The sequence below is a fragment of the Nocardia cyriacigeorgica GUH-2 genome (assembly GCF_000284035.1).
Classification (GTDB): Bacteria; Actinomycetota; Actinomycetes; order Mycobacteriales; family Mycobacteriaceae; genus Nocardia; species Nocardia cyriacigeorgica_B.
On the sequence record NC_016887.1, the window covers coordinates 2,880,726 to 2,907,401 of the forward strand.

Annotated in this window: 25 protein-coding genes; 11 read left to right on the forward strand and 14 right to left on the reverse strand. The window is 68.6% G+C overall.

The window, feature by feature from the left end; all coding sequences use genetic code 11:
* Window positions 1–3: 3 nt before the first annotated feature.
* Window positions 4–714 carry a class I SAM-dependent methyltransferase gene (locus NOCYR_RS12915; RefSeq protein WP_014350819.1) on the reverse strand — a complete coding sequence of 237 codons (711 nt, stop codon included), beginning with the start codon at window positions 712–714 and terminating at the stop codon, window positions 4–6.
* Between the two features lie 227 nt (window positions 715–941).
* Here NOCYR_RS12915 and NOCYR_RS12920 point away from each other — a divergent pair, with 227 nt between their 5' ends.
* A complete protein-coding gene (locus NOCYR_RS12920) occupies window positions 942–2,354 on the forward strand; it encodes an MFS transporter (protein ID WP_014350820.1) in 1,413 nt (470 codons plus the stop codon).
* Window positions 2,355–2,426: 72 nt separating this feature from the next.
* Here the strand turns inward: NOCYR_RS12920 and NOCYR_RS12925 are convergent, their stop codons facing one another.
* Window positions 2,427–2,699: a MarR family winged helix-turn-helix transcriptional regulator gene (locus tag NOCYR_RS12925; protein ID WP_052315500.1), complete on the reverse strand. Its 273-nt coding sequence runs from the start codon at window positions 2,697–2,699 to the stop codon at window positions 2,427–2,429.
* Window positions 2,700–2,772: 73 nt separating this feature from the next.
* On the opposite strand from NOCYR_RS12925, the gene NOCYR_RS12930 reads away from it, so the two are divergent.
* The 3 genes from NOCYR_RS12930 (at window position 2,773) to NOCYR_RS12940 (ending at window position 6,191) form a co-directional block, all read left to right on the forward strand.
* Window positions 2,773–3,243 (forward strand): PPOX class F420-dependent oxidoreductase, encoded by a 471-nt coding sequence (locus NOCYR_RS12930; protein ID WP_014350822.1) that lies wholly within the window; start codon window positions 2,773–2,775, stop codon window positions 3,241–3,243.
* 339 nt (window positions 3,244–3,582) lie between these two features.
* On the forward strand, window positions 3,583–5,193 hold the full coding sequence (locus tag NOCYR_RS12935) for an enoyl-CoA hydratase-related protein (RefSeq protein WP_014350823.1): 1,611 nt from the start codon (window positions 3,583–3,585) through the stop codon (window positions 5,191–5,193).
* Window positions 5,194–5,402: 209 nt separating this feature from the next.
* The gene (locus tag NOCYR_RS12940; protein ID WP_052315527.1) at window positions 5,403–6,191 is read left to right on the forward strand and encodes an MHYT domain-containing protein; all 789 of its coding nucleotides are present in this window, start codon (window positions 5,403–5,405) and stop codon (window positions 6,189–6,191) included.
* Window positions 6,192–6,201: 10 nt separating this feature from the next.
* Here NOCYR_RS12940 and NOCYR_RS12945 read toward each other — a convergent pair whose 3' ends face one another.
* From NOCYR_RS12945 to NOCYR_RS12955, 3 genes are all read right to left on the reverse strand, one after another.
* Window positions 6,202–6,861, reverse strand: coding sequence for a DUF305 domain-containing protein (locus NOCYR_RS12945; protein WP_014350825.1), 660 nt, complete (start codon window positions 6,859–6,861; stop codon window positions 6,202–6,204).
* On the reverse strand, window positions 6,858–8,432 hold the full coding sequence (locus NOCYR_RS12950; protein WP_014350826.1) for an LVIVD repeat-containing protein: 1,575 nt from the start codon (window positions 8,430–8,432) through the stop codon (window positions 6,858–6,860). Before NOCYR_RS12950 ends, NOCYR_RS12945 begins: the two co-directional genes overlap by 4 nt.
* A gap of 301 nt (window positions 8,433–8,733) precedes the next feature.
* Window positions 8,734–9,645, reverse strand: a complete 912-nt coding sequence (locus NOCYR_RS12955; RefSeq protein WP_014350827.1) for a hypothetical protein — start codon at window positions 9,643–9,645, stop codon at window positions 8,734–8,736.
* 146 nt (window positions 9,646–9,791) lie between these two features.
* Between NOCYR_RS12955 and NOCYR_RS12960 the strand changes: the two genes are divergently transcribed.
* The 3 genes from NOCYR_RS12960 (at window position 9,792) to NOCYR_RS12970 (ending at window position 14,257) form a co-directional block, all read left to right on the forward strand.
* Window positions 9,792–11,051 carry an acyl-CoA dehydrogenase family protein gene (locus NOCYR_RS12960; RefSeq protein ID WP_014350828.1) on the forward strand — a complete coding sequence of 420 codons (1,260 nt, stop codon included), beginning with the start codon at window positions 9,792–9,794 and terminating at the stop codon, window positions 11,049–11,051.
* A gap of 440 nt (window positions 11,052–11,491) precedes the next feature.
* Window positions 11,492–12,679 (forward strand): lipase family protein, encoded by a 1,188-nt coding sequence (locus tag NOCYR_RS12965; RefSeq protein ID WP_148280618.1) that lies wholly within the window; start codon window positions 11,492–11,494, stop codon window positions 12,677–12,679.
* 273 nt (window positions 12,680–12,952) lie between these two features.
* A complete protein-coding gene (locus NOCYR_RS12970) occupies window positions 12,953–14,257 on the forward strand; it encodes a DUF1254 domain-containing protein (RefSeq protein ID WP_014350830.1) in 1,305 nt (434 codons plus the stop codon).
* Between the two features lie 19 nt (window positions 14,258–14,276).
* Here NOCYR_RS12970 and NOCYR_RS12975 read toward each other — a convergent pair whose 3' ends face one another.
* The 3 genes from NOCYR_RS12975 to NOCYR_RS12985 form a co-directional block, all read right to left on the reverse strand.
* Window positions 14,277–15,344, reverse strand: a complete 1,068-nt coding sequence (locus NOCYR_RS12975) for a hemolysin family protein (protein ID WP_014350831.1) — start codon at window positions 15,342–15,344, stop codon at window positions 14,277–14,279.
* The gene (locus tag NOCYR_RS12980) at window positions 15,334–16,713 is read right to left on the reverse strand and encodes a hemolysin family protein (RefSeq protein WP_014350832.1); all 1,380 of its coding nucleotides are present in this window, start codon (window positions 16,711–16,713) and stop codon (window positions 15,334–15,336) included. The genes NOCYR_RS12975 and NOCYR_RS12980 overlap by 11 nt, the downstream gene beginning before the upstream one ends.
* 243 nt (window positions 16,714–16,956) lie before the next feature.
* Entirely contained in the window at window positions 16,957–18,396 is a 1,440-nt protein-coding gene (locus NOCYR_RS12985) for a GuaB1 family IMP dehydrogenase-related protein (protein ID WP_014350833.1), read from the reverse strand.
* 136 nt (window positions 18,397–18,532) lie between these two features.
* Here NOCYR_RS12985 and NOCYR_RS12990 point away from each other — a divergent pair, with 136 nt between their 5' ends.
* Window positions 18,533–18,955 carry a PPOX class F420-dependent oxidoreductase gene (locus NOCYR_RS12990; RefSeq protein ID WP_014350834.1) on the forward strand — a complete coding sequence of 141 codons (423 nt, stop codon included), beginning with the start codon at window positions 18,533–18,535 and terminating at the stop codon, window positions 18,953–18,955.
* A 91-nt stretch (window positions 18,956–19,046) separates the two neighbouring features.
* Complete coding sequence (locus NOCYR_RS12995) at window positions 19,047–19,235, forward strand: hypothetical protein (RefSeq protein ID WP_148280619.1); 189 nt, start codon at window positions 19,047–19,049, stop codon at window positions 19,233–19,235.
* 66 nt (window positions 19,236–19,301) lie between these two features.
* Here NOCYR_RS12995 and NOCYR_RS13000 read toward each other — a convergent pair whose 3' ends face one another.
* From NOCYR_RS13000 to NOCYR_RS13025, 6 genes are all read right to left on the reverse strand, one after another.
* Window positions 19,302–20,642, reverse strand: coding sequence for a DEAD/DEAH box helicase (locus NOCYR_RS13000; RefSeq protein ID WP_014350835.1), 1,341 nt, complete (start codon window positions 20,640–20,642; stop codon window positions 19,302–19,304).
* Entirely contained in the window at window positions 20,635–21,573 is a 939-nt protein-coding gene (locus NOCYR_RS13005; protein WP_048833318.1) for a M56 family metallopeptidase, read from the reverse strand. The genes NOCYR_RS13000 and NOCYR_RS13005 overlap by 8 nt, the downstream gene beginning before the upstream one ends.
* A 47-nt stretch (window positions 21,574–21,620) precedes the next feature.
* Window positions 21,621–22,010 (reverse strand): BlaI/MecI/CopY family transcriptional regulator, encoded by a 390-nt coding sequence (locus tag NOCYR_RS13010; protein ID WP_036536516.1) that lies wholly within the window; start codon window positions 22,008–22,010, stop codon window positions 21,621–21,623.
* Window positions 22,011–22,088: 78 nt separating this feature from the next.
* Entirely contained in the window at window positions 22,089–22,955 is an 867-nt protein-coding gene (locus NOCYR_RS13015) for an ABC transporter ATP-binding protein (RefSeq protein WP_014350838.1), read from the reverse strand.
* Window positions 22,952–24,058 (reverse strand): FecCD family ABC transporter permease, encoded by a 1,107-nt coding sequence (locus tag NOCYR_RS13020; RefSeq protein ID WP_014350839.1) that lies wholly within the window; start codon window positions 24,056–24,058, stop codon window positions 22,952–22,954. Before NOCYR_RS13020 ends, NOCYR_RS13015 begins: the two co-directional genes overlap by 4 nt.
* Window positions 24,055–25,101 carry a FecCD family ABC transporter permease gene (locus NOCYR_RS13025; protein WP_014350840.1) on the reverse strand — a complete coding sequence of 349 codons (1,047 nt, stop codon included), beginning with the start codon at window positions 25,099–25,101 and terminating at the stop codon, window positions 24,055–24,057. Before NOCYR_RS13025 ends, NOCYR_RS13020 begins: the two co-directional genes overlap by 4 nt.
* A 108-nt stretch (window positions 25,102–25,209) precedes the next feature.
* On the opposite strand from NOCYR_RS13025, the gene NOCYR_RS13030 reads away from it, so the two are divergent.
* Both NOCYR_RS13030 and NOCYR_RS13035 read left to right on the forward strand, forming a co-directional pair.
* Window positions 25,210–25,923, forward strand: a complete 714-nt coding sequence (locus tag NOCYR_RS13030; protein ID WP_014350841.1) for a hypothetical protein — start codon at window positions 25,210–25,212, stop codon at window positions 25,921–25,923.
* A gap of 234 nt (window positions 25,924–26,157) precedes the next feature.
* Window positions 26,158–26,547, forward strand: a complete 390-nt coding sequence (locus tag NOCYR_RS13035) for a PaaI family thioesterase (protein ID WP_228780444.1) — start codon at window positions 26,158–26,160, stop codon at window positions 26,545–26,547.
* Window positions 26,548–26,676: the final 129 nt, after the last annotated feature.

Genomic DNA, 26,676 nt, shown 5'->3' on the forward strand with positions numbered 1-26,676 from the left:
GGTTCAGCGGCGGGCGCGCAGCACCCCGGCCTGCGCGGTCAGCTGCTCGCCGGCCAGTCCGGTTTCCTCGGCCAGATCGTCGATGCCGAAGGTGTGCCACTCGCTGACATTGCGCACCGTCCGCGGCGGCGCAGCGGCACCGGTGATCTGCCAGGTCGAGGTCATCCGGATGAGGTCGCCGCCGATCGGCTCGGCCTCGAGAGTGCCTTCGTAGGTCAGGTCGCCGATCTGCTCGCGCCCCAACGGCATCGACGGCAGTACGGTGGGCCGCGCTACCGGCAGCAGTTCGACCAGCACCGGAGCGCCGGGAGCCAACCGGGGCAGCACCCGATCCCACAGCGCGCGGCGGTCGTCGGCGCCGATATGGCCGAGCACGCCGAACAGGATCAGCGCCGAGATCGACTCGGGCAGCCGCATCGATTCCGCGCGTTCGGCGACGATGGTGACCCGGCGCCGCAGGTCCGCGTCGGCGAGCACATCGTGGGTCAGCACCGCGCGCATCGCCGGGGCCGGCTCGCTCGCCAGGATCTTCGCGGTGGGCAGCACGTCGGCGACCACCCGGCAGGTGCGCCCGGTGCCCGCCCCGATGTCGACGACCGTGCCCGCGTCCGGATCGACCTCCGCCAGGATTTTCCGTAGCGCCGCTTCGCCTTCCGCGTGCGCACGGGGCACGAGGTCGTAGAACTCGGCAACGGGTGAATAGAAGTCGTCCATGCGCATCTCCTGTGTCGCTGACGGGCATCGCTCCCGGTTAATGAAAAAGATTATCATTATGCTTAGTTCACCGGTTCCGCCGAACGGCGCGATCTCCGGCACTTCCCTGTCGGGACGCGACGGGTTCCCGGCAGTAGTCGAGGATCCCCACGCGAGACTCGGCGCAGTTATGCTGACCCAGAAAAAAATACGCGTGTGTAAATTCGGATCGGGTTGTGGTGAGGCAGATGTCGCAGACCAGCAAACCGGCCGCCGTGCTGGCGACCGTGGTGATCGTGCAGTTCATGGTGTCGCTGGATCTGTCGGTGGTGAACGTCGCGCTACCCGCCATCCAGGCCGAGTTCGCCCTTCCGGCCACCACGTTGCAGTGGGTCGTCAACGCCTACGCCGTCGTCTTCGGCGGGTTCCTGCTACTCGGCGGGCGGCTCGGTGACGTGATCGGCCGCCGCCGCACCATGATCGCGGGACTCGTGCTGTTCGGCAGCGCCAGCCTCGTGGGCGGTCTGGCCACCCACGAATCGCTGCTCATCGGCGCGCGTGCGGTGCAGGGCCTCGGCGCCGCCGCACTGTCGCCGCTGTCGCTGGCGCTGATCACCGTGACATTCGAGGAGGGACAGGCCCGGACCAAGGCCGTCGGACTGTGGGCCGCGGCGACCATGCTCGGCGGCGCCCTCGGCGTCGTCGCCAGCGGGCTGCTCACCGATTTCGCGGACTGGCGCTGGGTGCTGCTGATCAATGTGCCGATCGTGCTCGCCGCACTCGCCACCGCCGTGCGGGGCATCGGTGGAGCTGTCGAGCAGCAGCGGCCGCGGCTCGACGTCGTCGGCGCCGTGCTGGTCACCGCATCGATGCTGCTGCTGATCTTCGGCGTGGTGCGCACCGACCAGCACGGCTGGGCCTCCGCCGTCACAGCCGTCACGCTCGGCGCCGGTGCACTGCTGCTGGCCGCGTTCGTCGCCGTGGAACTGCGGGTCCGCGACCCGCTCATGCGTCTGGGCCTGCTCGCGCACGGCAGCGTGGCGGGCGCCAACGTCTTCGGCTTCATGATCACCGCGGGCCAGCTGACCGCCTTCTATTTCGTGTCGCTGCATATGCAGTCGGTATTGCAGTACTCGCCCGCGACCGCGGGTGTGTGCTTCGTCCCGTTCGCGCTCGGCGCCGTGGCGGGCATGCGTCTGGTCGCGCCGCTCGTGGACCGGTTCGGCCACCGCGCGGCGCTGGTGACCGGCGGCCTTCTCGGCGCTGTCGGCATCGCCTGGTTCGGCGCGGGCGGACCGGGCGGCACCTTCCTCACCGACATTCTCGGCCCCTCGATCGTGGCCAGTATCGGCATCGGCATCAGCTTTGTGGTCATGGGAACCATCGCGATGCGCGGAGTGTCCGCCGAGGAAGCCGGCATGGCCTCCGGTTTGCTGAACAGCTCCCGTCAGCTCGGCGGCGCCCTCGGCCTCGCGGTGCTCACCACCGTGGCCGCCACCGTCACCGGCGCCGACCACACGCCCGCCGGGCTCAGCGACGGCTACTCCACCGCGTTCCTCCTCGGCGGTGCGCTGATCGCGGCCGGAACGGTGATTGCGGGGCTACTCGTCTCCCGGACGGCGGCCGAGCCGTCCGACGCGAAGGCCCCGGTGCAGGGGTGAGATCCGGCCGCGCCTACCGTGTGCGCACCACCGTCGAGATCGCGAGTCCGCGCGGCAGCTGTCCGGCCTTGCTCACGGAATGGCGGCGATACAGAGCGCGAGGTGGTCGCGCAGGTGCCCTTGTTCTTCGGCGGACAGCGGGGAGAACATCTGCCGTTCGACCGCCCGTACGGCCGCGCTGGCAGCGTGCAGCTTTTCTCGCCCGGACCTCGTGAGCTGGGTGGGCAGCACTCGGCCGTGCGGGGCCCGCCCGGGGCGGGTGAGCAGGCCGCGGTCTTGTAGCCCGCGCAGAACGAGGTTCATCGATTGGCGGGTGACGAACGCGCCGCGGGCGAGTGTTGACATACCGAGGGCGGTCGTCCACCCGAAAGAGTCCGGTCCGGCTTCGGCTCTATATCCACGACGGCAAGGAACACCGATGGCTGAGGCGCGCAATAAGGCGGACGATATCGACGACATCAATCGGCGGATTGGCAGCAGGAATACACGACCCGCGACGATCTCCGACAGCCACCTCGAAATTCTCGGCAAGAAGGGCTTCGCGCATCTCGCGTCTCTCGGCCCGGACGGTGAGCCGCAGTCACATCCGGTGTGGTTCGACTTCGACGCCGCCCACGGGCGGCTGCTCGTCTCGACCGGCACCGACCGGCAGAAGTACCGCAATATCCAGCGGGATCCGCGGGTTTCGGTATCGATCCTCGATCCCGACGACCCCTATCGCTACCTGGAAGTCCGCGGCCGCGTCGTCGAGATCGAGCCGGATCCGGGAAAGGACTTCCTGGATCAGCTGGCGCGCAAGTACCTGGATCTGGACACCTACCCCTACGAGCAGAGGCGGAATGTGCAGCGGGTGATCCTCCATATCCAGCCCGATCACGTCGTTGCCTGACCGGGCCAGCCCTCCCAGGCTCCCTTCTGGTACCGCCCGCGTGGCATGATCACCCGCTCGGTGTGCCGATCACAGGTACCGGACCCCGTCGAGAGGCCCCCTGCTGCTTGTGCGTTCGGTCCGGCTGGCGCGCAGTGAGTCTCGTCATGACCGGTGGGTCCTCACGCTGCGGCCGAAAACCCGGCCCGCTAGCTTGGTCTGCGACATCTAGATCATTTCAGGGGATGACACTGCTCATCCGCCGGTAGAGGGGAAATCGTGCGCGTCCTGCTAGTTGCCAGTGCCTTCAATAGTCTTACCCAGCGCGTTCACACCGAACTGCGTGCGCGTGGCCACCGGGTGGGGGTCGAATTGGCGCTCGGCGATGATCTGCTGCGGGCGCGGGTGGCGCACTTCCGGCCCGAGCTGATCGTGGCGCCGATGCTCACCACGGCGATTCCGGAGGACATCTGGACCGAGCACACCGTGCTGATCGTGCATCCCGGGCCCAAGGGCGACCGCGGGCCTTCCTCGCTGGACTGGGCGATCGCCACCGGTGCGCGGGAGTGGGGCGTGACCGTCCTGCAGGCGGTCGAGGAGATGGACGCGGGCCCGATCTGGGCGTCGGTGCCGTTCGAGGTGGCCGCCTGCGGCAAGAGCGAGCTGTACCGCAACGAGGTGTCCGATGCGGCCGTGGCGGCGGTGCTGCTGGCGGTGCAGCGCTTCGCGGACGGCACATTCGAGCCCGAGCCGCTGGACTACAGCCGGCCGGACGTGCAAGGCCAGTTGCGGCCGTATCACTCGCAGCAGTACCGCCGCATCGACTGGTCCGCCGACTCGACCGTTGAGGTGCTGCGCAAACTGCGAGCGGCCGACTCCCAGCCGGGCGTGCTGGACGAATTGTTCGGCCGGGAGTATTTCGTGCACGGCGGCCACAACGAGGACCAGCTGCGCGGTGCGCCGGGTGCGGTGATCGCCACCCGCGACGGCGCGATCTGCCGGGCCACCGTCGACGGTGCGGTGTGGCTGCCGCAGCTGCGGCCCCGCCGGGTTCCCGGTGGTCCGGCGACGTTCAAGCAGCCGGCGGTCGACGCCTTGGGCGCAGATCTGCCGGAGGTCCCCGAGGTGCCGGTGACGCCGGCCGAGGCAGCGATCCGCGACACCTGGTCCGAACTGCGCTACCGCGAGGACGGCTCGGTCGGCTACCTGGAGTTCGCCTACAGCGGCGGCGCAATGAGCACCCGCCAGTGCGAGCGGTTGCTGGCCGCCTACCGGGACGCCTGCGCGCGGCCGACCGGCGTGCTGGTTCTCGGACCCGCCCGGGACTTCTTCTCCAACGGCATCCACCTCAACGTCATCGAGGCGGCCGCGGATCCGGCGCTGGAGTCCTGGCACAACATCAACGCGATGAACGATCTGGTCGAGGCGATCCTGACCACCACCGACAAGATCGTCATCTCGGCGCTGGCCGGCAATGCCGCGGCCGGCGGGGTGATGCTGGCGCTGGCCGCCGACGAGGTGTGGTGCCGGGAATCGGTGGTGCTCAACCCGCACTACCGGCTGATGGGGCTCTACGGCTCGGAGTACTGGACCTACTCGCTGCCGCGCCGGGTCGGCGAGACCGAGGCCGCCCGGCTCACCCGGGAGACGTTGCCGGTGGGTGCCCGCGCCGCCGCCGAGATCGGACTGGTCGACCGGGTCGCTCCGGGCAGCACCACGGCCTTCCGCGACTGGGTGCGCCGCGAAGCCGCCGCCCTGGCCGATTCGCCGGAGCTGGAGGCCCGGCTGGTCGCCAAGAAGCAGCGCCGCGAGGCCGATGAGATGAGCAAACCGCTGGCCGACTACCGGGCCGAGGAGCTGACCGAAATGCGCCGCAACTTCTACGGTGAGGGCGAGCCCTACCACCGGCTGCGGCGCGAGTTCGTCTACGGCGCGGTTCCCGCCGCTACACCGGCGTATCTGCTCAGCTGACCGGCCCGGGCGCCCGATGGCGCAGAGGAGACACCGATTGGCGACGCCCAGCACATTCGTGGTGAACTTCTCATCTTGAAATCCTCATTTCGGTGGTTCGCACACTCGTGCACCCGATCGCGGATCGGAAATCGACTAGCTACATCGGAGTAGACGTGCATCTCGAGCACTTCAGCAATGGGTGGGTAACCCCTGCCCTGGCGTATTTCATGTCTTTCATCGGTTCGGTCCTCGGCCTGCGCTGTGCCGCGCACGCCCGTACCGCGAAGTCGCCGGCCGGGTGGCTGGTCGCGGCGGCGGTGGCCCTCGGCGGCGCCGGTATCTGGGTCATGCACTTCACGGCGATGCTCGGGTTCGCCATCGACGGCGTGGACATCCGCTACGACGTGCCGTTGACGCTGTTCAGCGCCGCCATCGCGGTGGTCGTGGTGCTGATCGGGCTGGCGATCGTGGTGCGCGGGCACCGGGAGGTGATCGCGCTGCCGCTGGGCGGTGCGATCACCGGTTTCGGCGTCGCGGCGATGCACTACCTGGGTATGGCCGCGATGAACACCGGCGCCGCGATGGAATACGACGCCGGTCTGGTGGCGCTGTCCATCGCCATTGCGGTCGTCGCGGCGACCGCGGCGTTCTGGTTCATGGTGCACGTGCGTGGCTGGGCCAACACGGTCGGCGCCGCGGTCATCATGGGCTTGGCGGTCTGCGGTATGCACTACACCGGCATGATGGCGATGAGCGCCCACCACGGTGACCACCAGGGGACACCGGAGGGCCTGGCGCCGGTGGATCTGCTGACGCCGCTGATCACGACCGTCGCGCTGGTCGTCGTCGGTCTGGTCGTGCTGGTCGGCGTGGCCGAACTGGAGGTCCGCAGTACGGCCGCCGCGGCCGCGTCGCTGGAAGCCGAACGTCCCGTGGCCAGCACCTTGGCCAGCACCGATCCCGCGACCCTGGTGAGCAGCGGACGGGAATGGCCGCGGCAGATGGTCGACAACTGACCCGCCCGGATCAGGGCAGTGGCTGGGCGTCGCGCTGTCCGAGCAGGGCGGCCATCACCCCCGATTCCTGGGACTGGGCGTGGATCATCGACCGGGCGGTTTCCTTGACCGGCCCGGATTCGATGAGTTGATCGGCGGCTTGCGCCATGGCCACCCCGCCCTGGTGGTGGCGCAACATGAGTTGCAGGAACAGGATCTCCGCGGCGCGCCCCCGGGCGGTGGCCAAGGCGTCGAGTTCGGCCATGGTCGCCATGCCCGGCATGGTGTGGCCGGTGGTTTCCGCGGCGGGCGCCGAACCGGCGTGGTGATGGTCCGGTTCGGTGCCCGCTCCGTGCATCCACGCCATCGGCTGCGGTGACAGCGGCGAGGCGTTGGCCAGCCGCAGCCAGCCCAGCATGGTCCCGATCTCCAGGCGCTGGGTGTCGGCCATCTGCTGAGCCAGCCGGGTCACGGCCGGATCGACCGTTGGATCGAGCCGCTGCACCATGAGCAGCGCCTGCTGATGGTGGGCGGTCATGTCTTGGACGAAGCCGATCTCGACTGCGTTCAGCACCGGATCGGCCGCCCGGTCGTCATCGATGAACAGCGGACGTAGCGCTGCCCCGATGACGAGCAGCAGTACCGCGACCGCCGCATAACCGGCGATCCGCATTCCGCGCGGCATGCTCACGATCCGACGATCGAGGACTGGTTCGGTGGTGGCGTGTACACGCCGTTGTTCAGCTCCAGCACCATGAAGCCGTTGTCCGAACACGCAACGTACAGCTTGGTGCCGCGCCATTCCGGTGGGGAGAAACACCAGTCCGTGGAGACGTCACCGAAGGCGAGTCGCCCGGTGCGCGGAGTCAGCGCGTCCATGGGGTTGAACTGGCCTTCGAGCACCGCCCGCACCGCGTTCGGCGCGCTCATCAACGGCACTCCGATGATGGAGGCCAGGGCGTGCGGGGAGTTCCACAGTTCCAGATTGCGTCCGGTGCGGGCGGGCGGGTTGAAGTAGGCGATCTCGCGGATATTGTGCGGATCGCGTACGTCGAACACCCGGATACCCGAGGAGATCCAGCCGCAGGCGAGCGCGGTCGGATTCTCCTGCCGGTCGGCAGCGCAATAGTGCGATTCGTAGGCGAAGGCCGAACCGCCCATCGAGGATCCGATATTGCTGTCGATGTGTTGCGGCAGGTTGATCTCGAGCTTGAGCTTGGCCGCGACCTTCGGTGCGGTGTCGTCGGAGATATCGATCAGTTTGACGCCACCGGAGCCACCCTCGTCGACCGTGTAGAGATACGGCTTGCCGTCGTAGCTGACCGGAACACTGTGCTGGGTGGCCCACCCGTCGGTCCAGAACACCCGGCCGATGTGATGGACCTGCGGATTCGGGTCGCGCCGCTGGACGGCGCTGATGTCGAGCACGGTGAAGCCGCCCAGCGCGGAAATGTACATCCGGTTGCCGTCGGGGCTGATGCCGAAACCGTGCGCTTCGATCCCGGTGAGCCCCTGCCAGATCACGTGCGGATTCGCCGGGTCGGTGAGGTCGACGGCGCTGACGAAACCGGGGGCGATACCCGAGGCCCAGTAGGTGCGGCCGTCGGGGGAGAAGCCGCCCTCGTGGGTGGTGATCGGTAGCGGCATGGCCAGATTCGTGCCCGGACCCGGGTTGAGCAGCCGCGGGTGCGCGCAGTCGGAGATGTCGTAGACCGACAGGTAGCCGACGCCGATGCCGACGGGCACGCCGGTGCCGACCAGCAGTTTGCGCTCCTTGTTGACCTTCAGGCTCTCCCAGGTGCCGGCGAGCATGGCCGGTTCGGTGAGGGTGGCCGTCGGGCGTGGGTTGGCCGGATCGGAGACGTCGAGTACCTGCACACCCCGGCCCTCGCCGAGCAGATTGCCGGGGAAGAACGAGCCCATGTACGCGCAGTGTTCGAAGCTGGTGGAGGTGATGCCCGCGCCGCGCCCGGCGAATTGGCCGACCATCGACATATTGCAGCGGTAGCCCTGGGTGCTGCGGCCGCTGTCGCGATCGGCGGCCGGCACATCGCCTTGGAGTCCGGGTTCGGGCATCGAGCCGGGGCCGCAGTCGGCACGCGGTACCGAAGTGCGGCCGACATCGAGGAATTCGCGGACGCCGTTGGCGATGTCGGATTGCAGGTCGGCCGACGCGCCCGCGGGCAGCATCATCGTGGCGATCAGTGCCGCCGCAGCAAGGGCGAACGGTCTGACACGGCGCAGCATCAACGGACGCCTCATCGCATCCCCCAACTTCCTTGTTGTCGTCTGACGCCTGCCCAAGGCTGAGATCCAGCGTCTCAGACACCTGGGCGGACGTTACTGACCGGAGTTTAATAAGGGGTCTGGGCTCCGGGGGTGTTTTCGCGGAATTGTCCGGGATCACAGCGGCGGTGAGTTCGCTTGTGTCGGTGACCGGTGAAATCGATGGCTGGGTGGCTGAATTCGGGCCTGATGGCGGTGAATGGTGGAAGCTACTAGTAGCCAAGCGCTATGAAATGCCGAGGCTTGACCTGTCTGGGTCGTGGGCTCGCCGATCGGGCTATTCGTGCCGATCGGCGACGTCCAGCAATTCCTCGCACTCCGCGAGCAGTCGCGCCCGCAGCGGTGCGGCCCGCTCGGCGAGTGCGGCTTGTGCTCGCGCGTATTCGGCGCGCCCGGGCGGAGTTTCGATAGCGACGGGGGCGTAACCGTAATCGGTGAGATCGTAAGGGCTGGCGCGCATGTCGAGTTCCCGTGCGGCACACGCGAGTTCGAAGCAGTCGGCCAACGGGCCCGAACCGATGAGGGGAACCAGCTTGAAACCCCACTTGTACAGATCCATGTTCGCGTGCAGGCAGCCCGGCTGCTCGCGCAACGGCTGATCGTCGCGGGTGAGGACTCGAGAGTTGCGTCCGACGGCATCCGGGGTGAAGAACCGGTAGGCGTCGAAATGCGTGCAGCGCAATGACATCGACTCCACGACGGCGTCGGTGCCCGTTCGCCCCAGGCGCAGCGGCACCGCACCGTGGCGCACCTCCTCGGAGCGATACACCATGGCCCATTCATGCAGTCCGAAACACGACAGTTGAGCGGGCCTCGTCGCCGTCGCGCGCAGCAACCGGGCCACGAACTCGACGGTGCCGCGTCGTTTCGCCAGAAACGCCGGATCTGCCGTCACGATCATGCCCTCGGCATTCACCCGGTGGTAGCCCCGGGCGCCGTCATACTCGGCGGCGTCGGCGAGCCCGACCCCGAAACCGGGATGCCAGCGCCGCAGCTGCGCCGGCTTATGGCCGTAGTAGGTGAACAGGAAATCGATGACCGGATGGGCCGCCCCCGATGCACGGCGTCGCAGATAGGGCCCGATCAGATCATCGATCCGCTCCCGGTGTGCCCGCGTCCGTGCTCGCCACTCGGTCTGCGGTAATACCCGCAGGTCGAGGGAGTGGGCGAGAGGGATGCGCGTGCTCACCCGACCATTGTCTCGTATCGGTTCGGGCTCGTTGATCTGCCCCGAAACGCCGAGCACCGGTCCCGGCACCGGCACGTCCTACTATCGGAGCGGCTCCGGGCTATCGACCAGGAACCACATCGAACCGAAGGGATCGAGGAGACACCATGCTGTTGTCACCGTCGCCGCGCGGGGCCGAATTGGTCGGACGAGTGAAGGAGTTCATCGACACCGAGATCGCACCGGTCGAGGCGATCTATCACAGTGAGCTTGCCGAGGCGCGCGCCGCGGGCACAGTGTGGGCGCCGCTGCCGCGGATGAAGCAACTGCAAGCCAAAGCGCGGGCGGCCGGATTGTGGAATCTTTTTCTGCCTGCCGGGCACGGTGACGCCTACGCCGAGCGATTCGGCACCGCGGGCGGCGCGGGCCTGACGAATGTCGACTATGCGCCCATCGCCGAACTCACGGGGCGCTCGCTGATCGCGCCGTATGTGTTCAACTGCAACGCACCCGACACCGGTAACGCCGAGGTGCTGTTGCGCTACGGCAGCCCCGAGCAGCAGCGGCAGTGGCTGGAACCGTTGCTGGAGGCGAAGATTCGCAGCGCCTTCCTGATGACCGAGCCCGGGGTGGCGTCCTCGGATGCCACGAATATGGAGGCGACCGCCATTGTCGACGGCGACGAGATCGTGCTCAACGGCACCAAATGGTGGTCCACCGGCATCGGCCACGCCGATTGCGAATTGCTCATCTTCATGGGTCTCACCGATCCGGAGGCGTACCGGCACCGGCGGCATTCGATGGTGGTCGTGCCGCGCAGCGCGCGGGGTGTCGAGGTGGTGCGGATGCTGCCCACCATGGGCTGGTACGACGAACCGCACGGACATGGCGAGATCCGACTCACCGATGTGCGCGTTCCATTGTCGAATGTGATCGCCGGTCCCGGTCGCGCCTTCGAGATCGCGCAGGGCCGACTCGGTCCGGGCCGCATCCATCACTGCATGCGGCTGATCGGGCTCGCCGAACATGCGCTGGAGCTGGCGTGCCGTCGTGCGTTGTCCCGCACCGCATTCGGCAAGCCCCTGGCCAACCTGGGTGGAAATCGTGAGCGCATCGCCGATGCGCGGATCGCCATCAATCAGGCCCGTTTGCTGGTGTTGCACGCGGCCTGGCTGCTGGATACCGGGGATTTCTCGGCCTACGGCGCCGTCAGCGAGATCAAGGTCGCCGTCCCGGCAATGGCTCAGCAAGTCATCGATATGGCCATGCAATTGCACGGAGGTGCGGCCATGTCCGAGGACCTGCCGTTGGCGGCGGCCTGGGTGCAAGCGCGCGCGATCAGGTTCGCAGATGGACCCGACGAAGTGCACCGCGGCGTCGTCGCCCGCCTCGAACTCGGCAAATACCAGCGGAAGGCCGACGCCTGAATTCGTAGTGCCGGCCCGCCGACCGCTGGACACTGAACGAGGGCGACGTGCGTCCGTGGCGCATCTGGGCCGAGGAAAAGTAGCGGGTCCGCTCCGCTCCTTCTTCGAGGACGGATGAGGCGCACCGCCGTCGCGACACCGATTGCCGCATACGGGCAGCAAACAAGCCTCGTCGCCGTGACCGAGAGCTGACAGCTCAGTCGGTAGCGGCGACCGCGGTCGATCTTGTTGCCCTCCCGTGTCATCGCCACGCCGCGTTGTGATCGGCGACAGGAAACGGTTTCGGTTGTGATCGTGGACGGTTTCGGCCGTTATGTTCTGTGCGGCCTCCAGGACCGCTTGCGGTCGTGGCCTTCCCCCATCCACTCGGCCGGGTGTGGCGTGACGCGAAAGGTGTTGCGGCACACCGTCGGCCATGCGGTGCTGCCCGAAGGAAAGTCTTGTCCAGATCTGCATTCCGACTACTGACCCTGGTGCTGAGCGTTGCCTGCCTCGGCTTGCTCTGCGCGCCCGCCGGTTCCGAACCGAGATATCCCGACCCCGACCCGGACCCGTTCTACACCGCACCGGCCGATCTCGCCGCACGCCACCCGGGGGACGTGGTGCGCATCCGCAAGATCGACACCGGCCTCTACGTCGGGACCGAGGGCTGGCAGGTGGCCTTTCGGTCCACCGACTCCACCGGCGACCCGATCATGGGCATGACCACGGTGCTGATGCCGATCGGTGTGCCGAACCCGCCGCTGGTGTCGTATCAGGCGCTGATCAATTCGCTGGGTACCCAGTGCAATCCGTCCCGTTCGCTGTTCAACGGCGAGTTGCAGGATGCGGTCGGTGCCATGCTGCCGATCGGGCGGGGCTGGGCGATCTCGCTGCCGGACTACCTCGGCCCCAACGTCGCCTACGGTGCGGCGCGGTTGAGCGGCATGGTCACCCTCGACAGCGTGCGCGCCGTCCAGAAGGTCGCCGAACTGGGATTGCACGATGCGCCGGTGGTGATCGCCGGGTACTCCGGCGGCGGTATGGCGACGGCCTGGGCCGCGGCACTGCAGCCGAGCTATGCGCCCGACCTCGAACTCACCGCCGCGGTGGCCGGCGGCATCCCCGCCGACCTGGAACAGATGGCGCTGGGCCTCGGTTTCGGCCCGCATCCGGGCTTCGGGCTCGCCTTCGCCGCCGCCATGGGCCTGGAACGGGAGTATCCGCAGCGGCTGCCGATCTCCGACCAGCTCAACGACCACGGCCGCTGGTTCCGCGAGTTCACCCATAACGCGTGCCGGCGCTTCCTGCTCTTCCACGGTGTGTTCCGCAGTGCCGAGGAGATGGCAGCGTCCAAGAGCCTGATGGACAGCCCCGAGGCGCGGGCCGTCCTGCACGAGAACAGCCTCACCCATTTCGACGGCGTCCCGACCGCACCGACCTACCTGTGGCACGGCCGCTACGACACGCTGACCCCGTACAACGCCATCTCCACCGTCGCCGATCGCTACTGCCGCGCCGGCGCACCGGTCAAGCTGGTCACCTACGACATCGCCGAACACATGACCGCCGCCGTCGCCGGATTCGCCGACGCCTGGAACTTCGTCGAAGCCCGCTTCCGCGGCGACCCGTCGCCGCGCGGGTGCTGACTGATGCGGGACCGTGCGCCCGGCGGTCCCGCATCGACTTCACCCTGATCGGGTGAGGTTGCTCCATCGGCCCGCCGCATACGGTCGGTGACGGCGTCGAAGCCACACCGGTTCGGGCCCGGCGGTCGGCGGCCGCACCGACATAGCGCGGGCGAACCGGGAGCGTCCGGTCAGCGTCGACCGGCAGCGGTGCCGGCACACGCGAGCGAGGCCGGTGCCCCATCGACACGATCGACGCTCACCCAAGTCGAACTCGTTTGCGATGGAGGGATCATGAGGACCGTAGCTGCCGACCTGCGCACATTGAGTCGCGAAGCCTACATCTACCTGTATCCGCTGGTGACCACCGACGAAACCCGGCGCCAGCAGATCAACGGGGCGACCGGGTCGAAACCCGGCTTCGGTCCGCCGAACCAGTTTCACCACATTCGTACGTTCCCGGACGCTACGTTCCGGACGGTCGTGCGCCCCAACTTCGACACCCTGTACTCCAGCGCTTGGATCGACCTCGGCAAGGGCCCGGTCCAAGTGCACGCACCCGACAGCGGTGATCGCTTCTACATGCTGCCGATGCTCGACGCGTGGACCGACGTATTCGCCAGTCCAGGCACACGCACCACCGGCACAGGACCCCAGGATTATCTGCTGGTCGGGCCGGGATACCGCGGGGACCCTCCGCCCGATATCCCGGTGATCCACGCACCTACCCACAATGTCTGGATCATCGCCCGCCCGCAAACCAATGGGCCCGCCGATTACGCGACGGTCAACGCCTTCCAGGACGGACTACGGATCATCGAGATCGGCGAGCGAGCACCGTTCGAGCCCGATCCCACCGTCGAGAGCAGTGTGGAACCGCTGCATGTCGTCGAATCGTTGTCGGCGACGGATTTCTTCCGCCGCGGTGCCGCGGCGCTCGCCGTCGATCCGCCGCACCTCACCGACTTCTCCCAGCTGGCCAGGATCGAGCCACTCGGCATCGTCCCCGGCCGCCAGTTCGATGCCGACCGGTTCGCAGCCGCCGAACTCGACCAGATCGAGGCTGGTGTGGCCGACGCGCGAGCGGCGATCACCAACGCGCCGCGATCGGTCGTGCCGCCGGTCGACGGCTGGGTGACGCTCAACACCGGCGTCTACGGCAACGACTATCTCACTCGTGCGGCCATCGCCAAGGCCGGGCTCGGCGCGAACCCGCCCGAAGATGCCATCTACCCGTTGCTTCTCACCGATTCCGAGGGCAAACCGCCCATGGGCGACTCCGACTACACCATCCATTTCGACGCGGACCGGCTGCCGCCCGTCGACGCCTTCTGGTCGATCACGATGTACGACGCCGAGGGATTCCAGACACCCAACGAGCTGAATCGGTTCGCCATCGGCGACCGCGACCCGCTGCGCTACAACTCCGATGGCTCCCTCGATATCTATATCTCGCACACCAACCCGGGGCCGGACCGCGAATCGAACTGGCTTCCGGCACCCCTCGGACCGCTCGGAATCACCCTGCGCCTGTACGCACCGCACCCCGCGGCGCTCGATCGCACCTGGACACCGCCGCCGCTGCACAAGGTCGGGTGAGTATCGCCGTCGCTCCCCGCTACTCGATCACCCGGTGGGTGCCGTCGCGCACTGTGCCGACGAACTCCTCCACCAGATCCTCGAGCGCCACGATGCCGACAGTATTGCCGCGATTGTCGACCACCCGCCCGAGGTGACTGCTGGTCCGGCGCAACCGGGCCAGCGCCTCGTAGAGCGGGGTGCCGGCCAGCACGGTGGGCAGCGGACGGATATCGGTGCGCGGGATCGGGGTACTCGGCCCGGCCGACTCATCGGCGACCAGATCCAGCACGTCCTTGACGTGCAGATACCCGACCAGCGAGCCGTCGTCGGCGGAGACCGGGTACCGGGAGAACCCGGTTTCGGCGACCGCTGTCTCGATATCGCCGAGGGTGGTGCCGTTGCCGCGCAACGGCACCGTCCGGGTGGTGTCCAACCCCACCATGACATCGCCGACCACCCGTTCGGAGGTGCCGAGGGCCTGGGTGAGCCTGCGGTGCTCCTCCTCGTCGAGCAGCCCCTCCGAGCGGGATTCGCCGATCATCTCGGCCAGCTCCACACTCGAGACGGTCGCGTCGAGTTCGTCTTTCGGCTCGATCCGCAGCATCCGCAGCGTCAGGTTGGCCGCCAGGTTGTAGACCGCGATCAGCGGTCGGGCCAGCCGCAGCCACATCAGGTGGATCGGCACCAGCAGCAGCGCCGAGCGTTCGGGCCCGGCCAGTGCGATGTTCTTCGGGATCATCTCGCCGAACAGGATGTGCAGGACCACCACGATGGCCAGCGCGATGGTGAACGCCACCGGATGCAGCAGTTGATCGGGCAGCCCGGCCAGATGGAACGGACCTTCCAGCAGGTGCGCGACGGCGGGCTCACCCACCCGGCCCAGCAGGATCGAGCAGATGGTGATGCCCAGCTGCGCCGCCGCCAGCATCATCGACAGGTTCTCACCCGCCCGGATGACGGTGTTGGCATTGCGTTTGCCTTGTGCGGCAAGAGCTTCCAGCCGGTCGCGGCGCGCCGAGATCAGCGCGAACTCGGCGCCGACGAAGAACGCGTTACCGGCCAGCAGGACCACGGTGAGCGCGACACCGAACAGATCACCGCCCATGATCGGCCTCCTGCCCGTCGAGCACCTCGGCGGTGACCGGGATCAGCCGCACCCGGTCCACCCGCCTGCCGTCCATCCGCTCCACCCGGGCCAGCCAGCCGCCCTGCCCGTCGCCCGGATGACGTTGATGCGAGCGCGGATCCGGCAGCACCACGATGTCGCCGGCCTCCGGAATCCGGCCCAGCCGGATGAGCACCAGCCCACCCAGGGTTTCGTATTCGCCTTCGGGCGCTTCGTATCCGGTGGCGCGGGAGACCTCGTCGATGCGCAGCAGGCCCGAGCAGTCCCAGCCGTCGGAGACCCGCCGCACATCGCGTTCCTCCTCGTCGTGCTCGTCGCGCACATCGCCGAGGATTTCCTCGATCACGTCCTCCATGGTCACCAGGCCCGCGGTGCCGCCGTATTCATCGACCACCAGCGCCACCTGCATGCCATCGGCCCGGATACGTTCGAGCACCTCGTCACCGTCGAGGCTGGCCGGCACGATCGGCACCGGCCGGGCCAGCAGATGCAGGGCCAGCCCGCGCCGGGATTCGGCCGGAACGGTGAACGCCTGCTTGACGTGCACCACGCCGAGGGTGTTGTCCAGATCGCCGTCGATGACGGGGAACCGGGAGTATCCGGTGCGGCCCGCGGCGGCGATGAGATCGGCAATGGTGTCGGACTTGTCGAGCGCTTCGATCTTCACCCGCGGCGTCATCAGTTCCTCCGCGCTGCGCTCACCGAACTCCAGCGAGCGGTCCATTACCTGTGCGGTGCGCTGATCGAGCGCTCCGCGCTGGGCGGACGTGCGCACCAGCGAACCCAGTTCCTGCGGTGAGCGTGCCGATCGCAACTCTTCGGCCGGTTCCACGCCGAGTCGGCGGACCACCCAGTTGGCGGTGCCGTTGAGGAAATGGATCAACCATTTGAACACCACCGAGAACGCGACCATCGGGCCCGCGGTGATGCGGGCGGTGGCCAGCGGCGCGGCGATGGCGATGTTCTTGGGCACCAGCTCGCCGTAGATCATCGACAGCGAGGTGGCCAGGATCAGCGCGAGCGCGAGCGAGACGCCGCGGGCGGCGCTGTCGGCGAGGCCGACTGCCGAGAACACCGGGGTCAGCAGCCGCGCCAGCACCGGCTCGGCGATATAGCCGGTGATCAGGGTGGTGATGGTGATGCCGAGCTGGGCGCCGGACAGTTGGAACGACAGCGTGTGATGGGCTTTGCGGACCATGCGGGCCCGGACGTCACCGTCGCGGGCATGCGCTTCGACAGTGCTGCGTTCGAGGGCGGTGAGGGAGAATTCCGCGGCCACGAACAGCGCCGTCCCCGCGGTCAATGCGATGAAACCGATCAGGCTGAGCACGGTGAGCACGACGGACACGCCTCAGCACCACCCGGGCCGGTGAGCGGTGGGCACGGTCGTGCGTACTGCGGTGAGCTGGACGGCTGCGAGATGGAGGACGCCGGGTTGGTCACCCGGCTCGATAGAGGAGCCCTCCTGTGCGGCGTCCTCGGACGCGGGTGACAACTGGTTCCTTTCGCATGGGGAATGGATACCGGCGGTGCCGGCAACCTTTATGCTACCGGCCCACGCGGTGCTCGCGTGGGCCGGTCCGGGGTTGATTCACCAACCACTGGGCAGCGGCCGCCCCTCGGCGAATCCCGCCGCCGACTGCACACCGAGCACCGCCTTGTCGTGCAATTCGGCCAGCGTGCGCGCGCCGGCGTAGGTGCAGGCGCTGCGCACACCGGAGCAGATGTGGTCGATGAGGTCTTCGACGCCGGGACGTTCGGGGTCCAGCCGCATCCGCGAACTCGAGATGCCTTCCTCGAACAGCGCCTTGCGGGCCCGGTCGAAGCCGCTGTCGGCGGCCGTGCGGGCGGCGACGGCACGCTTGGAGGCCATGCCGAAGCTCTCCTTGTAGGCATTGCCGTCGCGGTCGATGCGCAGGTCGCCGGGCGATTCGTAGGTACCGGCGAACCAGGAGCCGATCATCACGTTCGACGCGCCCGCAGCGAGGGCGAGGGCGACGTCACGCGGATGCCGCACGCCGCCGTCGGCCCAGATGTGCACGCCGAGTTCACGCGCGGCGCGCGCGCATTCGGCGACCGCGGAGAACTGCGGCCGGCCGACGCCGGTCATCATGCGGGTGGTGCACATGGCGCCGGGGCCGACCCCGACCTTGATGATGTCCGCGCCCGCTTCGGCCAGATCCTTGGTGCCCTGCGCCGAGACGGTGTTGCCGGCGACCAGTGGCACGCCGAGGCCGAGATCGCTGATGGCGCGCAGGGTTTCCAGCATCTTGACCTGGTGGCCGTGCGCGGTGTCCACGACCAGCAGGTCGGCGCCGGCGTCGACCAGGGCCTTGGCCTTGGCGGGCACGTCGCCGTTGATGCCGACGGCGGCGGCGATCCGCAACTTGTTCGCGTCGTCCACGGCCGGGGTGTAGATGCCGGTGCGGATGGCGCCGGTGCGGGTGAGCACGCCGGCCAGCGTGCCGTCCTCGGCGAGCAGCACGGCCAGGCTCGCATGCGCGGCCTCGAGCAGATCGAAGATCTCGCGCGGTGCGGCGGTGACCGGCGCGGTGACGAAATCGGTGGTGGCCACATCGCGCAGCCGGGCGAAGCGGTCGACGTCGGCGCAGGCGGCCTCGGTGACCACACCGATGGGCTTGCCGTGCTCGTCGACCACCACCGCGGCACCGTGGGCGCGCTTGTGGATCAGCGCGACGGCCTCCGACACCGACTGCTCCGGGCTGAGCGTGACCGGGGTGTCGGCGGTGAGCGAGCGGCTCTTGACGAAGGCGATGGTGTCGGCGGCGGCATTGTTGGGCAGATCCTGCGGCAGCACCACGATGCCCCCGCGGCGGGCCACGGTCTCGGCCATGCGGCGCCCGGCCACGGCGGTCATATTGGCCACGACGATGGGGATGGTGGTGCCCGAACCGTCGGTCGTCGACAGATCGACGTCGAACCGCGACGCCACATCCGTCCGGTTCGGGACGAGGAAGACGTCGTCGTAGGTCAGGTCGTACGGCGGCTGATGTCCAGGGAGAAACTGCACTGCACCGATGGTAATCGCGCCGCACCGAACGTGCGTCGTTCTCGGACTCGGCGGTGGTTGCGTCGCCCAGCCCCTTGGGCGATGGTCGATCCGGACCACCCGAGTCCTGCCCGCCCTCGAGAAAGCGAGTCGGCCGATGTCATTCACCGAAGACGAGCTCACCTACCTGCGGTCGCAACCGGTGGCCAGGGTCGCCACCCTGGGCGAGGGCGAGCAGCCCGACGTCGTGCCGCCGGCGTTCGAGTTCGACGGCACCTACTTCTGGATCGGCGGCGTCGGGGCATCCGTGCTGGACACGCGCAAGTTCCGCAATATCCGGGCGGGCAGACGGAAGGTGGCGCTGGTGATCGACGACGTGGTGTCGATGGACCCGTTTATCAGCCGCGCGATCCGGGTCTATGGGGAGGCCGGCGATCCCGTCGAGCGAGTCGGCATGGTCGGACCGGGCATCTTCGTTCCCATCACGCCGACGGTGTCGTGGAGCTGGAACATGGCGGGCGAGCCGGCGGGGGAGAGCTGGTATCCGGCGCGGAAGACGGTGCACCGCCGGCCCGAGTGAGAGGCGGGCGGCCGGATGGTTGAGCGCGTGGTTACCGGAACTCCAGCTAGTTGCCAGGTGACAGCCTGCAGCCAGCCCCCAGTGTTCCCGAATGGTGGAAATCGGTGGGCGGGTCGACGGCCGTGGCGCCGAAGACGGCGCCGCGATGGCCTTCGATGACGGCGCCGGTCTCGTCGTCCAGGATCCGGGCATCGGTTGCCGATATGCACGCAGTGCCGGATTGCTCGCGCTGCGATGTTCAGTGGTCGTGCGTGGGCGCGCCGCGTGCGCAGGCGTGTGACGCCGAGTTCGCGATGGAGGCCGGCTCGTAGTCGGGTCGTCGGCGTGGATGGCGCCGGGCGAATCGTCAGTTTGCGCGGCGGTTGCGGTCTGGCCGGAATCGCGCCGAATTCCCGGTGTGGCGTCGCGGCTTCCCGAGCGTGTCGCGAGGACGACCCGGGCGTCGCGGCGTCGAAGACTCCGCCGGCGAAACCGTCGCGGGCGGCGGAACCGGGACGCCTGGTGGTTTGCGGGCACCGGTGAGGCGGCGCAGCAGCCGATCGCCGGGCGCGATAGTGGACTCGGCGGCGTCGATGCCGGCGCGGCGGGTGAGGGCGGCGGCCTCGGCGCGTTGGTCCTCGGTGACCAGGGTGACGACCGTTCCGGTGGCGCCGGCGCGGGCGGTGCGGCCGGCGCGGTGCACGTAGTCCTTCGGGTCGGCGGGCGGGTCGACGTGCACCACCAGCGAGATGTTGTCGACGTGGATGCCGCGGGCGGCGACATCGGTGGCCACCAGCACCGGAACCGACCCGTCGGCGAACGCGGCCAGCACCCGATTGCGGTTGTTCTGCGATTTGCCGCCGTGCAACGCCTGCGCCGCGATGCCGACCTCGCGCAGCCGTCCGGTGAGTTTGTCGGCGCCGTGCTGGGTGCGCACGAACAGCAGCGTGCGGCCGTCGCGGGCGGCGATCTCGGCGACGACCTCGCGTTTATCGGCCTTGCGCAGATACAGCAGGTGATGGGTCGCGGCGGGTGTGGCGGCGTCGGTCTCGGGCACCGGATCGGCGGCGTGGGCGACGGGGTCACGCAGATAGCGGCGCACCACCTCGTCCACAGCGCCGTCGAGGGTGGCCGAGAACAGCAGGTGCTGGGAGTCGGCGGGGACCTGATCCACCAGAGCCTGTACCTGCGGCAGGAAGCCGAGTTCGGCGAGATGGTCGGCCTCATCGATGGCGGTGATGCGCACCGCGTCCAGCGACAGCGCCTGCTGGGCGACCAGATCGGCCAGCCGGCCGGGCGTGCCGATCAGCAGGTCGACGCCCCGGGCCAGGCGCTCGGCCTGTCGCTTGATCGGCAGCCCGCCCACGGCGGTGCCGAGGCGAAGACCCAACGCCAGGGCAGCCGGATCCAATGCGGCCTCGATCTGCACCGCCAGTTCGCGAGTCGGGGCCAGCACCAGCCCTCGCGGGCGCCGCGGCGCCGAGGGCGCGCCGGCGAGCCGAACCAGCATGGGCAGCCCGAAGGCGAGGGTTTTTCCGGACCCGGTGGGGGCCCGGCCGAGCACATCGCGCCCGGCGAGCACGTCCGGAATGGTGGCCGATTGGATCGGGAACGGTGTGGCGATACCGTCGCGCCCCAACGCGTGCACGAGCACGACGGGCAGCCCGAGCGCGGCGAATGTGGGCGCGGCAGTGCTGGATTCAGGCACGGAACAGCCGAGTCAGCTCGACCAGCCACGGAATCGCGACGGCCAGCGTCGGCACCACCAGAATGGCGATCGAACCCAGATAGGCGGCGGCCGCGATCTTCACATCACCCAGCGGCCCGGACAGCCGCTGGATGCGGATGAGCGTGCTCGGACCGCCGACGGCCAGCGCACCCTGCGGCGCCGAGGACTTCGAACAGGCCACCAGCGCCCGCGCCAGCGGCTTGGGTCCGGTGACCTTGACCGCGGAATCGTCGGCCAGCAGCTCGATCAGCAGCTTCACCGAATCGAGCGCGGACTTGCTGCGCACGAAACGCGGGAAGGCCTCATGGGCTGCGGTGAACGCCTCGAGCACCAGATCGTGGCGGGCCCGCAGATGCGAACGCTCATGGCTGAGGATCGCGGTGAGTTCGCGCTCGTCGAGGTTGTCCAGCGTCCCTGCGCTCACCACCACGCGCTGGCGCAGCCCGGGCAGGCAGTAGGCGATCGGCTCGGACGCGGCGAGCACCCGGATATCGGCGGCACGGCGTTCGGGACCGCTCTGGTCCAGCAGGTCGACCAGCATGCGGTGGCGGGCGCGGCGGCGGCGGGTGTGCACGCCGACCCGGATCGAGGCGTAGATCAGCCGGGCGCCGACCATCAGCGTCAACGCGAACACGAACACATAGGCCAGCCACAGCGGCAGCCCGAGCGCATCGATCTCGTCGGTGGGTGAGGTGGTGGGCCGTCCGTCCTCGCCGGGCACCAGCAGTTCACTGGCGATGGCCAGGCCGGAACCGAAGGCGCTGAGCACGGCGGCCAGCGCGATCGCCTGCCACAGCACCAGTGCGGCCCGGGGAGTGCGGTATGTCCACTTCGACCGGGCGAGCAAGGCTGGGGCAGGCCCCGCGAGAAGCAATGCGAGACCGGCGAAGACCGGCGCGGTTGCGTTCATCGACTCAGCTCACTGCGTTGTGGGGCCAGGGGTCGAAGACACTGCGGTCACGGCGACGGTGCGGTGTCCTCATCTGCTTCGAGCTTAGCGAGTGCCTCGCGCAGCGCCGCAGCCTCGTCCTTACCGACCTGTTCCACGAAGTGCACCAGGGCGGCGGCCTTGCTGCCCGCTTCCTCGGCCTGCTGCAATGCATCGACCATGAGGCTGGCCACCAGCTCGTCGCGGGTATGCACGGGAGCGTACCGATGGGCGCGGTCATCGCGCCGCTGAACGACCAGGTTCTTCTTCGCCAGACGCTGGAGCACCGTCATCACCGTGGTGTACGCGAGCTCGCGGCGCGCCGACAGCGCTTCGTGCACCTGCCGGACCGTTTGCGGTTCGTCGGCCGACCACAGTTGGTCCATGACCGCTTTCTCGAGTTCACCAAGTCCTGCCATCCCACAATTTTACGGACTCAACGACGCGGATGCGTACTACAGGGTGTCGTAACTGGCTGGTAGCTGGTGTGGTATTGGTCATACTCCGTCGGTGGCGGCCTCGGCGACCGGTCCGCCGGCCGTACCGAGCACATGCCTGGTGCCGATCGGCACGATCATCGGCCGCCCCGACATCGGATCTTCCAGCACGGTGGCCTCGAGGCCGAACACCTCGCGCAGCAGATCCGCGTCGATGATGTCGGCGGCGGCGCCCTGGGCGATGATGCGGCCGTCGCGCATGACGATCAGCTGGTCGCTGTAGCGGATGGCCAGGTTGAGATCGTGCAGCACCATCACCACGGTGCGGCCGAGCTCATCGTGCAACCGGTCCACCAGATCCAGCACCTCCAGCGAATGCGCCAGGTCCAGGTAGGTGGTCGGCTCGTCGAGCAGCAGGATGTCGGTGCCCTGAGCCAGCGCCATGGAGATCCAGGCCCGCTGACGCTGACCGCCCGACAGCTCATCGAGCGAGCGATGCGCCAGATCGGCGATGCCGGTCTGCTCGAGTGCGGTGAGGACCTCGGATTCGTCGGTGGCCGACCACTGCTTGATCCAGGACTGATGCGGATGACGACCGCGCGCGACAAGATCGGCCACGGTCAGCCCCTCGGGCGCGACCGGCGTCTGCGGCAGCATGCCGACGATGCGGGCGACGTCCTTGGTCTTCATCGACGAGATCGCCTTGCCGTCGAGCAGCACCTGCCCGGTGCTCGGCTTCAGCAGCCGGCCCAGCGAACGCAGCAGCGTGGACTTGCCGCAGCCGTTGGGCCCGATGACGGTGGTGATCACCCCGGGGGCGATGTCGAGGCTCAGTCCGTCGACGATGACCCGTTCACCGTAGCCGAGCGTCACGCCGTCGGCGGCCAGCCGATGCGAGCCGTTCTGCGGGGCTTGTCCGGTCTTCACAGCGTGGCCTTCCGATTCAAACGAATGAGCAACAACAGCAGGAACGGGCCGCCGATGGCCGCGGTCACGATGCCGACGGGCAATTCGACCGAGAACAGCGTGCGCGAGACGATATCGGCGCCGACTACCAGGATCGCACCGATCACCGCCGAACCGATGAGTGGTTCACCGGGGGTGCGCAGCAGGCGGCGGGCGATCTGCGGGGCGGCCAGTCCGACAAACGCGACCGGTCCGACCGCCGCGGTCGCCACCGCCGCGCCGATCACCGCCGCACCGATCAGCACCGCCTGCTGGGTCTGGATGCGCACACCGAGGACCCGGGTGGTGTCGGTGCCCAGCCGCAGTGCGGCCAGCGTGCGCGCCGACCCGACCGCCACCACCAGCACCACGGCCAGCGCGATCGCGGCGGGGATGAGTTTGGAGTCGTCGGCGGAATTGAGCGAGCCGGTCAGCCACAGCTGGGCGCGGGCGGCGTCTTCGAGTTCGGCGCGGGTGAGCAGCCAGCTGATCGCCGACAGCAGCAGCGAGTTCACCCCGACGCCGATGAGTACCAGCCGCATGACCGTCACCCCGCTGCCGCCGAGCGGGTTGCGTCCCCAGGCGAGCAGGTAGATGACCGCGGCGGTGCCGAGGCCGCCGATCATGGCGGCGATCGGCGTGCCGAGCGAGATCGCCCAGCCGGTGGTCGCGCCGCCGGTGCCGACCATCACCGCGACGGCGCCGAGCGCGGCACCGGAGGTGATGCCGAGAAAGTCCGGCGCGGCCAGCGGATTGTGCAGGATCGATTGGGTGATGGCGCCGGCGATGGCGAGCGCCGCCCCGACGACGACGGCCGTCAGCGCGCGTGGCAGCCGGGATTCGAACACGATGAACCGCTGCGACCGGCTGCCACCACCGGCCAGCACATCGAGCACCTTGCCGAAGCCGAGATTGGTTTCGCCGATGGCCACATCGAGACAGAACAGCCCGAACAGCGCGACCGCCAGCACCGCGATGATCAGTACCATCCGCGGCCGCAGCACCAGAGAGACCGGTCCCCACCGCAGCGCCGCACGCAGCGGTGGCGCTGCGGTCTGTTCGGTCTTGGTCAGCGAGATCGTCATACGCTCACCAGCTTCCGCCGCCGGACCAGGGCGATGAAGAACGGCGCGCCCACCGCGGCCAGCATCACTCCGACCTGAAGCTCGCCCGGTCGCGCGACGACCCGGCCCGCGGTATCGGCGATCAGCAGCACCAGCGCACCGAACAGTCCCGAGTAGGGGATCAGCCAGCGGTTGTCCGGGCCGGTGAACACCCGCGCGATATGCGGAACAACCAGGCCGATGAAGGCGATCGGCCCGACCGCCGCGGTCGCCGCACCACACAGCAGCACTACCGCGGTCAGGCCCAGTGCCCGGCTGCGCCCGATGTGCACGCCGAGTCCGCGCGCCACATCGTCACCGAGGCTGAGCAGGTTGAGGCCGGGTGCGGCGATCAGGGCCAGCAGGGCCCCGGCGCCGAGGAACGGCAGTACCTGCCAGAAGACTTCGGCGCCGCGTCCGGCGACCTCACCGACCACCCAGAACCGGTAGCTGTCGAGCGCGCTGGTGTCGAGGGTGACGATGGCGTTGGTGAGTGCCTGGAGGAACGCCGTCACCGCGGCGCCGGCCAGCACCAAGCTCAGCGGGCTCGCCGAACCGGCCCCGATCGAGGACGCACCGAACACGACCACACCCGCGATCAGCGTGCCCGCGAACGCGAACCAGATGTACTGCTCGGGCGCGGTGAACGCGAACAGGTACATGCTCAGCGCCGCCAGGAACGCCGCACCGGCATTGAGGCCGAGCAGTCCGGCATCGGCCAGTGGGTTGCGGGTGTAGCCCTGGATCAACGCACCGGCCATGCCGAGGGCGATGCCGGTGACGAGCGCGAGCACGGTACGCGGCAGCCGCAGCCCGCGCACGATCTCCTCGTCGGTGGACAGGGCGGCGCAACGGAACGGCCCGTCGGCGCAGGACAGGGCGTGGTCGAGGGCGTCGTAGACGGTGGACGGGGCCAGCGATCGGGTACCGATCGCGACGCTGGCGATCAGCGTCAGCCCCAGCAGCGCAATGAGCAGCAGGAGACCGGTGATACGACGCCGCCTCATGGTCGCAAGGGCGGTCACGGCGGCGGGAGACTCCTTCACTGTGTTCGACGCAATACTTGCTAGGTCTGGTAAGGCTAACCTATCTTCCGAGTGACACCGCGACGGAGTCCACCCCGAGGAGGTTCGATGCCCGAACTCGCGACCACTGGCACATTCCGTGCCACCCAGCCGGCCTTCGGGCGCGCCTGTTCCCGGCTGCGGGCATTGCAGCCGGAGCATCCGCGAGTGTATGCCGTCGCCGCCATGGCCGAACAAGGCAAACGCCGCTGGTGGCGGCTGGCCGACGGGCTGCGTGAGGGCCGGATCGAGCTGATGTACCGGCGGCACGCGGCGGAGATGATCAGCGCCGATATCGCCGCGGAAGTGGTTGCCACCGCGCTCATTCACGCCGTGCTCGGCCGGGTGGTCGCGCTGCTGGTGGCCGAGGGCCGGGCCTGGGATCCCGGCTTGGAGAACCTCTGGATCCACACCGACAACGACGGCGGCATCGACTGGGCGGGCCTGGTCGACACCACCATTCGCGCCCTCGACGAGGACATGCGCCCGGGGGAGCAGGGTGTCGTCGGATTGCCATGTGAGCAGGCGTTGTTCGTCTGGCTGGCCCATCGCTGCGAGCCGTCGCTGACGCTGATCCAGGAGTGCCTGACCCGCTGCGCGGGACTGAGCGCGCGGCGGTTCTGGGCCCTGGTCGGCGAATCCGTTTCGGGCGCCGCGACTTACGTGCCCGATCTGGCGCGCACCGATGCCGCGGTGGGCATGCGCCGTGGTCAGGGCCTGCTCATGGCGCTGGAAGAGCGCGGGCTGCCGGTGCGGCGCGCAACGGGTTGCTTAGTTAGGTAAGCCTGACCTATACTCGTTTCCGGCGTACGGATCGCGCGAGAGTCCCGAGGGCTGCGGTGACCCCCGATCCATTGCCGCGACGGGCTCCACTCCGGTGGGGCCCGTCGCTCTGTCTCGGGAGGCCGATAAACCGGACATCGCGCCGACGGCCGAGGCCGGTGGTGTAAAGGTGGATCCATGACCCAACAGCAGACCCACGCGCCCGCCTCGCTGGCCGATATCACCCCCGAGCTGATGACGAAGTACAGCGAAGGCACCTTCACCGATCTGATCGGGCTGCGCTACACCGCGGTCGGGCCGGATCTGGTGCGCGGCGAATGGGAGGTCACCCCGAAGCTGCACCAGCCCGCGGGCATCCAGAACGGCGGCGTGCTGTGCACCGTCATCGAATCGCTGGCCAGCGTCGGCGGCGGCGTCTGGTACGGCGAACGCGGCAACGTGGTCGGGGTGAACAACAGCACCGACTTCCTGCGCGCGGTCCGCGAGGGCGTGCTCACCGGCGAAGCCACGCCGATCCATCAGGGCCGGCTCCAGCAACTGTGGCAGGTCGTGATCACCGACGAGACCGGCCGGCTGGTGGCGCGGGGTCAGGTGCGGTTGCAGAACCTGCCCCATCAGTCCTGATTCATCTCCTCGGTAGTCACTCGTAGCGCGCTCGGGTCGGGCACGGCGGGGCTGAGCAATCGGCTCCGCTAATGTCCAGCGTTTCCCTGCCGGCTCCGTCGCGCGTGCGGAAACGCTTCTCGCTCAGCG

What these genes read in the sequence shown, in the direction of transcription:
- NOCYR_RS12970 (WP_014350830.1), top strand. Translation starts at nt 12,953, where the DNA reads ATGAGGACCGTAGCTGCCGACCTGCGCACATTGAGTCGCGAAGCCTAC.
- NOCYR_RS12975 (WP_014350831.1), bottom strand. Translation starts at nt 15,344, where the DNA reads ATGGGCGGTGATCTGTTCGGTGTCGCGCTCACCGTGGTCCTGCTGGCC.
- NOCYR_RS13030 (WP_014350841.1), top strand. Translation starts at nt 25,210, where the DNA reads ATGCCCGAACTCGCGACCACTGGCACATTCCGTGCCACCCAGCCGGCC.
- NOCYR_RS12930 (WP_014350822.1), top strand. Translation starts at nt 2,773, where the DNA reads ATGGCTGAGGCGCGCAATAAGGCGGACGATATCGACGACATCAATCGG.
- NOCYR_RS12960 (WP_014350828.1), top strand. Translation starts at nt 9,792, where the DNA reads ATGCTGTTGTCACCGTCGCCGCGCGGGGCCGAATTGGTCGGACGAGTG.
- NOCYR_RS13010 (WP_036536516.1), bottom strand. Translation starts at nt 22,010, where the DNA reads ATGGCAGGACTTGGTGAACTCGAGAAAGCGGTCATGGACCAACTGTGG.
- NOCYR_RS12940 (WP_052315527.1), top strand. Translation starts at nt 5,403, where the DNA reads ATGTCTTTCATCGGTTCGGTCCTCGGCCTGCGCTGTGCCGCGCACGCC.
- NOCYR_RS12925 (WP_052315500.1), bottom strand. Translation starts at nt 2,699, where the DNA reads ATGTCAACACTCGCCCGCGGCGCGTTCGTCACCCGCCAATCGATGAAC.
- NOCYR_RS13020 (WP_014350839.1), bottom strand. Translation starts at nt 24,058, where the DNA reads ATGACGATCTCGCTGACCAAGACCGAACAGACCGCAGCGCCACCGCTG.
- NOCYR_RS12915 (WP_014350819.1), bottom strand. Translation starts at nt 714, where the DNA reads ATGGACGACTTCTATTCACCCGTTGCCGAGTTCTACGACCTCGTGCCC.
- NOCYR_RS12920 (WP_014350820.1), top strand. Translation starts at nt 942, where the DNA reads ATGTCGCAGACCAGCAAACCGGCCGCCGTGCTGGCGACCGTGGTGATC.
- NOCYR_RS12950 (WP_014350826.1), bottom strand. Translation starts at nt 8,432, where the DNA reads ATGAGGCGTCCGTTGATGCTGCGCCGTGTCAGACCGTTCGCCCTTGCT.
- NOCYR_RS13005 (WP_048833318.1), bottom strand. Translation starts at nt 21,573, where the DNA reads ATGAACGCAACCGCGCCGGTCTTCGCCGGTCTCGCATTGCTTCTCGCG.
- NOCYR_RS13035 (WP_228780444.1), top strand. Translation starts at nt 26,158, where the DNA reads ATGACGAAGTACAGCGAAGGCACCTTCACCGATCTGATCGGGCTGCGC.
- NOCYR_RS12990 (WP_014350834.1), top strand. Translation starts at nt 18,533, where the DNA reads ATGTCATTCACCGAAGACGAGCTCACCTACCTGCGGTCGCAACCGGTG.
- NOCYR_RS12995 (WP_148280619.1), top strand. Translation starts at nt 19,047, where the DNA reads ATGGTGGAAATCGGTGGGCGGGTCGACGGCCGTGGCGCCGAAGACGGC.